The sequence below is a fragment of the Flavobacterium terrisoli genome, from assembly GCF_030167905.1.
GTDB lineage: Bacteria > Bacteroidota > Bacteroidia > Flavobacteriales > Flavobacteriaceae > Flavobacterium > Flavobacterium terrisoli.
The window spans coordinates 310,279-320,498 of the sequence record NZ_JARGNA010000006.1 but is presented as its reverse complement, the minus strand read 5'-3'; the positions used below and the strand labels follow the sequence as shown (position 1 = coordinate 320,498).

At 38.8% G+C, this 10,220-nt stretch carries 12 protein-coding genes; 3 read left to right on the top strand and 9 right to left on the bottom strand.

Annotation, left to right across the window (positions count from 1 at the left end; all coding sequences use genetic code 11):
- Positions 1-364 precede the first annotated feature (364 nt).
- Positions 365-1,597, bottom strand: coding sequence for an ABC transporter permease (locus P1K33_RS10415; protein WP_284652908.1), 1,233 nt, complete (start codon positions 1,595-1,597; stop codon positions 365-367).
- Between the two features lie 4 nt (positions 1,598-1,601).
- On the opposite strand from P1K33_RS10415, the gene P1K33_RS10410 reads away from it, so the two are divergent.
- Positions 1,602-2,840 carry an exo-beta-N-acetylmuramidase NamZ family protein gene (locus tag P1K33_RS10410; protein ID WP_284652902.1) on the top strand — a complete coding sequence of 413 codons (1,239 nt, stop codon included), beginning with the start codon at positions 1,602-1,604 and terminating at the stop codon, positions 2,838-2,840.
- On the opposite strand, the gene P1K33_RS10405 is transcribed toward P1K33_RS10410, so the two are convergent.
- Together P1K33_RS10405 and P1K33_RS10400 are read right to left on the bottom strand one after the other, a co-directional pair.
- A complete protein-coding gene (locus P1K33_RS10405) occupies positions 2,837-3,226 on the bottom strand; it encodes a PH domain-containing protein (protein ID WP_284652901.1) in 390 nt (129 codons plus the stop codon). The genes P1K33_RS10410 and P1K33_RS10405 overlap by 4 nt on opposite strands.
- 1 nt (position 3,227) lies before the next feature.
- The gene (locus tag P1K33_RS10400; RefSeq protein WP_284652900.1) at positions 3,228-3,725 is read right to left on the bottom strand and encodes a YkgJ family cysteine cluster protein; all 498 of its coding nucleotides are present in this window, start codon (positions 3,723-3,725) and stop codon (positions 3,228-3,230) included.
- Positions 3,726-3,836: 111 nt separating this feature from the next.
- On the opposite strand from P1K33_RS10400, the gene P1K33_RS10395 reads away from it, so the two are divergent.
- Positions 3,837-4,538: a class I SAM-dependent methyltransferase gene (locus tag P1K33_RS10395; RefSeq protein ID WP_284652899.1), complete on the top strand. Its 702-nt coding sequence runs from the start codon at positions 3,837-3,839 to the stop codon at positions 4,536-4,538.
- Between the two features lie 2 nt (positions 4,539-4,540).
- The gene (locus P1K33_RS10390) at positions 4,541-5,092 is read left to right on the top strand and encodes a YfiT family bacillithiol transferase (RefSeq protein ID WP_284652898.1); all 552 of its coding nucleotides are present in this window, start codon (positions 4,541-4,543) and stop codon (positions 5,090-5,092) included.
- 123 nt (positions 5,093-5,215) lie between these two features.
- Here the strand turns inward: P1K33_RS10390 and P1K33_RS10385 are convergent, their stop codons facing one another.
- The 6 genes from P1K33_RS10385 to P1K33_RS10360 form a co-directional block, all read right to left on the bottom strand.
- Positions 5,216-6,373, bottom strand: a complete 1,158-nt coding sequence (locus P1K33_RS10385) for an aminotransferase class V-fold PLP-dependent enzyme (protein ID WP_284652897.1) — start codon at positions 6,371-6,373, stop codon at positions 5,216-5,218.
- 113 nt (positions 6,374-6,486) lie between these two features.
- A complete protein-coding gene (locus tag P1K33_RS10380) occupies positions 6,487-6,870 on the bottom strand; it encodes a DUF2059 domain-containing protein (protein WP_284652896.1) in 384 nt (127 codons plus the stop codon).
- Positions 6,871-6,961: 91 nt separating this feature from the next.
- Complete coding sequence (locus P1K33_RS10375; protein ID WP_284652895.1) at positions 6,962-7,381, bottom strand: energy transducer TonB; 420 nt, start codon at positions 7,379-7,381, stop codon at positions 6,962-6,964.
- Between the two features lie 20 nt (positions 7,382-7,401).
- The gene (locus tag P1K33_RS10370; RefSeq protein ID WP_284652894.1) at positions 7,402-7,785 is read right to left on the bottom strand and encodes an energy transducer TonB; all 384 of its coding nucleotides are present in this window, start codon (positions 7,783-7,785) and stop codon (positions 7,402-7,404) included.
- A gap of 8 nt (positions 7,786-7,793) precedes the next feature.
- Complete coding sequence (locus P1K33_RS10365; protein WP_284652893.1) at positions 7,794-8,426, bottom strand: 7-carboxy-7-deazaguanine synthase QueE; 633 nt, start codon at positions 8,424-8,426, stop codon at positions 7,794-7,796.
- Positions 8,427-8,550: 124 nt separating this feature from the next.
- Positions 8,551-10,212: a tetratricopeptide repeat protein gene (locus P1K33_RS10360; protein ID WP_284652892.1), complete on the bottom strand. Its 1,662-nt coding sequence runs from the start codon at positions 10,210-10,212 to the stop codon at positions 8,551-8,553.
- Between the last annotated feature and the right edge of the window lie 8 nt (positions 10,213-10,220).

Sequence of the window (10,220 nt, the reverse complement as noted above, 5' to 3'; positions counted from 1 at the left end):
TTTTGAATTTATTTTAACCCCCTCGTTTTACAGTTTATCAATGAACAATCCCTCTCTTGCGGGGTGCAAATATAAAAACTATTTTCCCGCCATTCCAAATAAAAAAACAACCTTTTTTGATATTTTTTTAATGCACTGATAACATGAATTTTACAAATACCGTTCGTCGATGTTTTCTTTTTACAGCCATTTTATGAATGCAAAAATTGCTTTTTTAGCCCCGATGGAAGAGGAAATCCTTTTTATTGCATTGTGAAATGTCCTTCGATATCAGCCGAAAGCTTTGCTTTCTCCTCTTAATATCAAATGCTCAGGAGGACAAAGCAATAAAAAGATTGCAACGAACAGCGGGAAATAGCTCCAACTAATCGAAACGAATGGATTTGGATGGTGTAATCTTGGTAATGATATAAGAAGGAATGAGTAAAACCAGCAAACAGATGGCTACGGTTCCTATATTTAAAAGGAATATATAAAAGAGATTGATATCGACCGGCGCTTCGTTGACGTAATAACTTTCGGGATTGAGTTTGATGATGCCGAAGTATTTTTGCAACAAAAGCAACCCGATTCCGATGATGTTACCCCAAAGCAAACCTCTTCCGATTAAGTAAGTGGCATTGTAGAGGAATATCTTTCGGACCGACCAATTGTTGGCACCCAATGATTTTAGGATTCCTATCATTTGGGTTCGTTCCAAAATCAAAACCAAAAGTGCCACCACCATATTAATTGTAGAAACCGCAATCATCACAATAAGGATGACAATGATATTAAAATCAAAAAGCTTGAGCCATTCGAAGATATAATAGAATTTCTCGACTATGGTTTGGGTGTCGAGTGTGGAAGATGTTTCCTGATAAACCTCTTGTCCTTTTTGCTCGATTTGGGTAAAATCATCAACAAAGACTTCGAAAGAGCCAATTTGGTCCGGTTTCCATTTGTTGATTCTTTGCACATGACGAATATCTCCAATCACATAAGTGGCATCGAATTCCTGAAAACCCGAATTGTAAATCCCAACTATTTTGAAATTGCGCAGGTTGTAGCCCTGGCTGTTCTCCTTCATAAAATAGGTCACAAACTTATCGCCGAGTTTTAATCCCAATCGGTTGGCAAGGTATTGCGAAATCAAAACTTCTTCGTTAAGATTGGTTTTGAAATTGGGCAATCTGCCTACGACTAAATACTCCTCAAGATTGGCGGTTTCATAATCCTTGCCAACGCCTTTGAAAATAATCCCTTCAAACGCGGTTTCGGTTCTGATGATTCCGGCTTTGCTGGCCACGGCCTGTACATGAGTGATACCATCTACATTTTTAAACTTGGGATAAAAACTTTGGTTTATAGATATCGGTTTGGTGCTGACATCAGAATTGTTGTCGTTATAACCCGAGATGATAATATGCCCGTTGAAAGCAGAAACCTTTTGGCGTATTTTTTGTTGGAGACCAATACCAGTAGCGATGGAAACTATCATCATGATCATACCCAAAGCAATCGCGGTTATGGCAATTTTTATTATTGGCGCAGAAATACTACTTTTATGGTCTTTAGCAGTAATGAGTCGTTTCGCTATAAAATATTCTAATTTCAATGGTATGATTTCAAATTTGGTATTCAAAAATACAGTTTTATTCTCGGTTTTGCTAATGCTTTCTTGTGGGAGCACTCACAAAAAAGATTCTGGTAGAGGTGAAATGCACATGACAAATGGCAAAACGGAAAACACCGGTTTAAATGCTCAAAAATCCATAATCAAAACCGGAGCTGATAATTCAACTGCTTATCTTCCTTTATTAAAGGATAAAAAAGTTGGCATTGTGACCAACCAAACCGGAATCCTTTCTAATAAAACGCATGTGGTTGATTATCTTTTGGAACAAAAAATCAACGTCCAAAAAATATACGCTCCCGAACACGGTTTCCGCGGCACCGCAGATGCCGGCGAACATATAGTTGACGGCAAAGATGCCAAAACCGGTTTGCCGATCCTGTCCTTATATGGCGACAACAAAAAACCAAAACCGGAGCAATTGGCCGGAATAGACGTTTTGGTTTTTGATCTGCAGGATGTTGGCGCGCGTTTCTATACTTATATTTCGTCGCTACATTATATTATGGAAGCTTGTGCGGAAAACAATATTCCGCTGATTATTCTCGACCGACCAAATCCAAATGGCGCTATTGTAGACGGACCGATTCTTGAAAAAGAATTCACCAGCTTTGTCGGGATGCACCAAATTCCGGTTTTACACGGCATGACCATTGGTGAATATGGCCAAATGATTAACGGGGAAAAATGGTTGAAAAATGGAGTGCAGTGTAATCTGACTGTCATTTCCTGTTTGAATTATAAAAGAGAACTCTTTTTTAGCCTGCCGGTAAAACCTTCACCTAACTTACCGAATGACCAAGCGATTAATCTGTACGCCAGTTTGTGCTTCTTTGAAGGCACCAATGTGAGTTTGGGTCGTGGTACCAACAAACAATTCCAAATTTATGGTTCGCCTGAGTTGCCCAACACCGGATTCAGCTTCACGCCTATGCCCAACGAAGGCGCTAAAGAACCGCCTTTAAAAGGAAAATTATGTTTTGGAGAAGATTTGAGCAACGCACCCAAAGTGATCCGATTGGAATTGAAATGGTTGATCAAAGCCTATAATGAAACTTCGGATAAATCTAAATTCTTTATTCCGTTCTTTACCAAATTGGCCGGAACTAAAAAACTGCAACAACAGATTGAAGCCGGAACTTCGGAAGCTGACATTAGAAAATCTTGGGAAAAAGGTTTGACTGATTTTAAGGCGATGCGTAAAAAGTATCTGATTTACAACTAAAGCTTTACCTCAATATTCGGATTGATTTTTAAAAGCTCCTGAACAAAGGCTTGTCTTTCTTTGGGTGAAATTAGTATTTCATCATACTTATTGTAAACCACCGCAATTCTGTCGAGTGACAATGCAGGCGAGCTTAACGGATTGTGCGTACTGTAAATCTTCTTGATGGTCTTGATGTCAATTTTTGTCCACCAGATATGGAGATTCTCACCTTCTATTTTGTATTTGATTGATTTGAACATCAGGAAAACCAAAGTCAAAATACCAAAAGAAACCGAAAACATCACATAATCCTTACTCAAAATGCCTTCTATCATCGGATAAGCGAAGACAATAAAAATGACTATGATAAGCCACCAGTCGATTTTTGATCTATAAACTTGCATACTATAAAGGTAAACGTTTTTTCATTTCTTCTACAATATTATAAGCCGCGGGGCAAATCGCCACATTCTTCAACGTCAAATCGGAAATCTGCTGGAATTTCTTTCTGTCGGTATGCGGAAATTCGCGACAGGCTTTCGGACGCACGTCATATATCATACAGTAATTCTCGTGGTCCAAAAAAGTACAGGGCACACTTTGCAACACATAATCCTTGTCTTCATCAATGCGCAAATATTGATCAATAAATTGTTGTGGTTTTTGCTTCAAATGCTTCGCAATGCGTTCAATATCTGCCGAAGTAAACAATGGGCCCGTGGTTTTACAACAATTGGCACACTTCAGGCAATCGGTTCGTTTGAACTCGGCATCATGCAAATCCTGCATCACATAATCCAGATTCTTGGGCGTCTTCTTTTTCAGCTTATCAAAATACTTTTTGTTTTCGATATGCTTATCTTTGGCTAACTTTTCTAATATGTGGATTTGTGGATTTGTCAATTGCTGTGGATTCGGTTATTTGTGGATTTGGTTATTCGAAAAATCGCACTGCAAAATTACTTAAATCCATGAAACAAATAACCAAATTATCAAATTAACGCATAACCCAAAATGAAAGATTTATTCGGCAAAGCCATACTCGATTTTCAAACCCACAATGCTCCGGAAGATTTGGTCACCGAGACCAACATCTCCGAAGCGGACGAAATGAGCGTCGAGTATCTTTTTCGCAGCTATAACGACATGCCCAAAATCGAAAAGAAAGCTTTGCAACTCGCCAAAGGCAAAATCCTCGACGTCGGCTGCGGCGCCGGAAGCCATAGTTTGTATCTGCAGGAAAAAGGTTTTGACGTTACCGCAATTGATATTTCACCTAATGCCATCAAAGCCTGTCAACTTCGCGGTGTGAAAAATGCCCGGGCACAAAATCTTTTGGATATAGAAAATGGCACATTCGACACGATTATCTTATTGATGAACGGCACGGGAATCTTTGGCACACTTGCCGAAACCTCAAAATACCTACAAAAACTAAAGTCACTTTTGAATCCGGATGGACAGATTCTCATTGACAGCTCGGATATCATTTATATGTTTGATGAAGACGAAGACGGGGCCTATTTGATTCCGGCTGATGGTTATTATGGCGAACTGACGTTTAGCGTTTCCTATAAAGGACAAACCGAAGACACTTTTCCCTGGCTGTACCTCGACTATAATACTTTACAAAATGCCGCGCACGCCAACGGTTTGGAATGCGAATTGGTGCTCGAAGGCAAACATTATGATTATTTGGCCCAACTAACATTATAATTATGGACAATACAACCTTAGAAAAACTGCGCTATCCTATCGGAACATTTGAAGCTCCAAAAGTATACACAACTGAACTTTTGGCAAAAGCCATACAAACCATTGAAGGTTTTCCTCAAAAATTAAAAGCCGAAGTCGCGCATTTATCCCAAGATCAACTCGAAACACCTTATCGTCCCGAAGGCTGGACCATTCGCCAGGTCGTGCACCATTGTGCCGACAGCCATATGAATTGTTTTATCCGTTTGAAATGGACCTTAACCGAAAACAATCCGACGATCAAATTCTATTACGAAAATCTTTGGGCGGAAGGCATCGACAACAAAACCATGCCGATTGAACCGACGCTACAATTTTTGGAAGGACTCCATTATCGCCTGGCGTTTGTCATGAAAAGTTTGACTGAAACCGATCTGGTAAAAGTTTACATTCATCCTGAGTACAACAAGGAATTCCAACTCCGGGAAATGATTTGCCTCTATGAATGGCATTGCAACCATCATTTGGCGCACATCACCGAACTGAAAAAAAGAGAAAACTGGACACGAACGTAGTGAACTGACGAAGTAGGTGATTTTTGAAGCTTGTTCTCGCTTTCCGCAGTATCTTTTTGTCACCTCGAGCGCAGTCGAGAGGCGCTTATAAAAAGGATACTTGCTGCAATCGAGGCTATGACTTTACACTTCTATCAAATCTGTGGTTTGGATAATATCTTCCAGCGCTTTGTACAAAACATCCAAATCTTCCTGCGAATTATAAGCGTTAATCGAATAACGGATATAATAATTCCCATTCAGCGGCATCACCGGAATCTGGATTTTGTACTTGTCGTATAGTAAGTCTTTTAACTCCAATGGTTTGGAAGTCTTTATCGGAACACTCGCCATCTGGCCTAAAAATTCCTCCGTTATCGGTGCCAAAGGTTGTGTTTTGAGCAAATCACAAAAGCGTTGGTAGTTGGCAAAAACGATTTGCTTGCAGGCTTTTGACTTGGCTTTCCAATCATTTTGTTCTAAAAATTCAATGACTTTTGGTGTACATAGAAAAGCGGAATGGTCATTGGTTCCCTGATATTCATGGTAATCCAAAAACTGGCTTTCACCCGGCACCACACTTTCATAACCCCAACTCACCACCAACGGATCGATATCGGGCTGGAATTCTTTTTTGACATACAAAAACGAACTGCCTTTGGGTGCCAACATCCATTTGTGCAATGTCCCTGTGTAGAAATCGGGATTCAAATCGGCTATATTTAAATCGATATGACCCGGAACATGTGCGCCGTCAACGATGGTGATTAATCCTAATTCCTGTGCTTTTTTGCAAATCTCTTTTACCGGAAAAATCAAAGCCGTTGCGCTCGACATTTGGTTTAGGAAAACGATTTTAGTGTTTGCATTATAACCTTTCCAAAACTCTTCTATGATTTGTTCTTTGGAAACCAAAGGCAAACTGATATTTTGGCGGATATACTTTGCTCCCGATTTTTTGCAATAATAATTCCAGGTTCTGTCCATGGCACCATACTCATGATTGGTGGCCAAAATCTCATCGCCGGGATTGAGTTTCAAACTTCTCATCACTGTATTGATCGCGACCGTTGGATTTGGAATAAAAAAGAAATCTTCTGTTTCACAGCCAATAAATTGGGCCAGTGGCACTTTGGCCTGTTTTAAATATTGCGGTAATTTTTTGGTAATAAAAAGAACCGGTTCACTTTCTAATTCTCTTTGAAAACGCTGAAATTCTTCAAAAACCGGTTTGGGGCAAGAGCCAAAAGAACCGTGATTCAAAAAAGTAATATTGGGATCTAATAAAAATTGTGATTGCATGATTGATGTGATTTTTACGTTGTACCGTTCGACCTGAAGGTCTTGGGTGAACAAAAATAAAAAATCCCAAACAGTGTTTGGGATTTAAATTGCAATATTTTTGCGGTAACCGATTATTGCATGTACTTCATCATCATGGCCTGGATTTCTCCTTGCAAGCTCATCATTGATTCTTGTGATTTTTGAGCAATTACTTCAGCTTTAGCTGTCATCTTTTTTCCAACAGGACTATTGTAAAAAGCCAACATCGCTTTGATATCTTCTTTGGTGTATTCCTGCATATAAACATCTACAGTCGCTTCATTAGCCTTTTTAAGTATGGCATCAAATTCTATGATAAAAGCAGCCTGCTTCTCTTGTGGAATCATTGTCAATACTTGTTTTTTTGCAGCACTCATCTGACCTGAAGCACCACTTCTTTCGATAACCTGTAACACATCTTCTCTTGACGGTTTATCTTGCGAAAATCCTACCTGTGACACTAATAGAATGGCCACTGCACATAAAAATTTTTTCATTGTTCTTGGGTTTATTAATTATTCTAAAAAAGTTTTATCATTAAAATCCTGTCCGGATTTGGAATTTATATCATCGGGCCTGGATCTTGATTGGCAACGAAAACAATACCCTAACCGGCTTTCCGTTCTGTTGGGCAGGCGACCATTTTGGTGAACTTTTCAGCACTCTTATGGCTTCGCGCCCGGTATCATATCCAATATCGCGAATCACTTTTATATCAGTTAGGCTTCCATCCTTTTCAACCACAAAGGTAACAAAGATCATCCCGGCCAAATCCTTTACATTTGGCACTTTGTACTTTCTTCCAATGTATTCGTAAAACGCCTGAATTCCACCTGGATATTCAGGTTTTTTTTCAACTCCGGCGGTATTGTAGATATTGTTATCCTCTGAATCGTTTTCCTGGACCGGGCTGCTATCAATCACATTTTGTGAGAAACCATGGCTACAGACCAAAACAAATAAAGCAGACAGGAAATATTTTTTCATTTTTTTGGGTTTATTGATAATTATAATCTCTTTCTAAATACCATTGGATATTTTATCTCAATGCTAATTGGTTTTCCGTTGCGTTTTGCCGGTTCCCATTTTGGGCAACTCTTCAATACCCTGATAAATTCCTTGGCCGATTCAACATTAAAAAATTCAACGATCTTAATATTTTTGACAGCCCCATCAACATCTATAGTGAAAGCACCAACCATTTTTCCGGATTCGGTTACTTGGGAATAATCAAAATTCTCACGTATGAATTTACTAAACTCTTCAATTCCTCCACCATTGAATTTGGCTTCGATTCGGTCACCGTTGAGATAAACTTCATCTTCACCTCCAATTTGTGAAAATCCCATCATTGGCACCAAAACAAAAAATAACAATTTAAGCAATTTCATAAAAAAACTTAAGGAATATTGAGGTATTTATGGGTTTGCAATGACACTCTCCATTTTGGGTTGTTCATTACATAATCAACAATCAGCGGTGTCATTTCTTCTTTTTTACTCCATTCAGGCTGCAGAAAAAGAATCGCATTTGGATTTACTTTAGCGGCTTGCTCTTCGGCAAAAATGAAATCGTGTTTGTTATAAATGATTACCTTTAATTCACTGGCAATGGCGTATGCATCGGCAACCGGCAATTTGTTTTTCTTTGGTGACAAACAAAACCAATCCCAAGTTCCGCTCACAGGATAAGCACCCGAAGTTTCAATATGTACTTTAAGATTTTTGGCTTTTAATTTTTGCGTCAGCAATGACATGTCCCAGGTTAATGGTTCGCCACCGGTTACCACAACCGTATCCGCATATTTAGATGCATTGTCAACAATGGCATCCGTATTGGTTGGCGGATGTAATTCGGCATTCCAGCTTTCCTTTACATCACACCAATGGCAACCTACATCGCAACCACCAATTCGAATAAAGTAAGCAGCAGTTCCGGTATGATAGCCTTCGCCCTGAATCGTGTAGAATTCTTCCATCAGCGGAAGCATTTCCCCTTTTTCAACGGCCAATTGTGTTTCTTTTGATAACATTATTTAAAATATAGTTGGCAAAGATAATCAATTTGAAAATGAGATAATTTGAAAATTTGAAAATGGTTTGCAATAAAAAAACCGTCCTGAAAATCAGGACGGTTTTGAAATTATAGTGTCGTTCTTATTTCAACAATTTCATTGCCTCTAATGCGTAAGCATTTTCAGGGTCAAGTGCTAAAGTTTTAGCCAATAATTCTTTTGCTTTTGCTTTATCTGTGTTGGCATAATGTGAAGCCATATTGTTATAAGCTTCAATGAATTTTGCTTTGTTTTTAGTAATTTCAGCTTCACCTTTTGCGGTTACCGTATCAATATACAATTGATAATTATCTGCCATTACCTGATCGCTTTCCAACAATTTATTGGTTCTTGCTCTGAACAAGTAGGCATCCTGAGTTGTTGGAGAAGCCGTGATTACGTTTCCAAATGCTACATCCGCTTTTTGCAAAGCTACAGGATCAACTTTAACCACATCTTTTCTGGTGTTGTCATAGTATAATGCATTCCCTAAGTAAAAATTATCCAATAAATAATTCTTAGATGTTGGGTTGGTCACTGCCACTTCAAAAACAGCAGCTGCAGCAGCAAACAATTTTTGGTCGTATAGTTTTTTACCTAACTCATTCAATTCATTAGCGGCTAACGGTTCCATTGTCACTGCTTTCTTGATGTCTTCCATTGCAGAAGCCAATAAAGTTGGGTCAACAGATTTACCATCTGCAGCAGTTCCTTTTTTGATTTTGGCCTGACCTAAATACAAATAATCACGTGGAATAATTTTGTTCGCCGGATTAGATGTATACTTTTGCAAGGCATCCAAAGCCGCATCTGCATTTCCATTTTCGTAGGCAGAATAGCCAAGGTAACGAAGGATTCTAGGGTTTACACCATCCAATGCTTTCATTTGAGTCGCCTCTGCTTCTAAAGCTTTGTAATCTTTAGCCAAAATTAAAAAGTCGGCGTGACGCATACGGGAGTTGATTGAATAATCCGTCAGACTCATGTATTTTTCATAAAAACCTAATGCCTTCTGAATGTTATCCGTGTAAGTTGATGGTACATTATTTCCCCATAAATAATGGGTTTCTGCCAACTCTCTGTACACCGGACCATAATTTGGATTGATTGCGATTACTTCGTTGTAAGCTTTTACCGCTTCAGTATAAGCTTTGGCACCTTTCAGCAAAACACCCAATTGCATTTTAGCTCTGATTAAAGAACTGTCAGCCTGGTATGCATTTCTGTAAGCTACATACGCTTCGTTTTGTTTTTTCTCACCATAATAAGCATCACCTAATGCCAATTGTACTTGAGCATCTGCAGGATTTGCTGCTGCAGCTTTAGTCAAAACTGTTATGGCACTTGCATAATCAGGTTTGTCTGCATTCATATAAGCTCTGGCAATATAAACGTACTCTTCGGTATCTTTCTTTTTCAATTCTTTGATAACCATATCAAACTTGGCTTGTGCAGCCGCTTTATTATTGGCATCTAAATCCAATTGGGCCAATCCGATATTATTCAATCTTGCACCATCACTGGCGGCTAATCCTTTTTGGAAATAGATTGAAGCCGAGTCGGCTATGTTTTGTTTTAAGTAAATATTACCCAAAAGAAAAGCAGCTTTCCCATTAGACGGTTTTGTTTGTATAACAGATTTCAACAACGATTTGGCTTTTTCAAATTGTTCAGCATCAATAGCTTTCTTCGCTGGCTCTAAATCCTGTGCTTTCGCAATGGTTGTTGCTACTAACGCTAAGCTGAATATTTTAAACTTGTTCATCTTGCAAT

Coding starts and splice junctions, on each gene's coding strand:
- P1K33_RS10370 (WP_284652894.1), bottom strand. CDS start 7,785: ATGAAATTGCTTAAATTGTTATTTTTTGTTTTGGTGCCAATGATGGGA.
- P1K33_RS10375 (WP_284652895.1), bottom strand. CDS start 7,381: ATGAAAAAATATTTCCTGTCTGCTTTATTTGTTTTGGTCTGTAGCCAT.
- P1K33_RS10395 (WP_284652899.1), top strand. CDS start 3,837: ATGAAAGATTTATTCGGCAAAGCCATACTCGATTTTCAAACCCACAAT.
- P1K33_RS10385 (WP_284652897.1), bottom strand. CDS start 6,373: ATGCAATCACAATTTTTATTAGATCCCAATATTACTTTTTTGAATCAC.
- P1K33_RS10405 (WP_284652901.1), bottom strand. CDS start 3,226: ATGCAAGTTTATAGATCAAAAATCGACTGGTGGCTTATCATAGTCATT.
- P1K33_RS10365 (WP_284652893.1), bottom strand. CDS start 8,426: ATGTTATCAAAAGAAACACAATTGGCCGTTGAAAAAGGGGAAATGCTT.
- P1K33_RS10360 (WP_284652892.1), bottom strand. CDS start 10,212: ATGAACAAGTTTAAAATATTCAGCTTAGCGTTAGTAGCAACAACCATT.
- P1K33_RS10390 (WP_284652898.1), top strand. CDS start 4,541: ATGGACAATACAACCTTAGAAAAACTGCGCTATCCTATCGGAACATTT.
- P1K33_RS10410 (WP_284652902.1), top strand. CDS start 1,602: ATGATTTCAAATTTGGTATTCAAAAATACAGTTTTATTCTCGGTTTTG.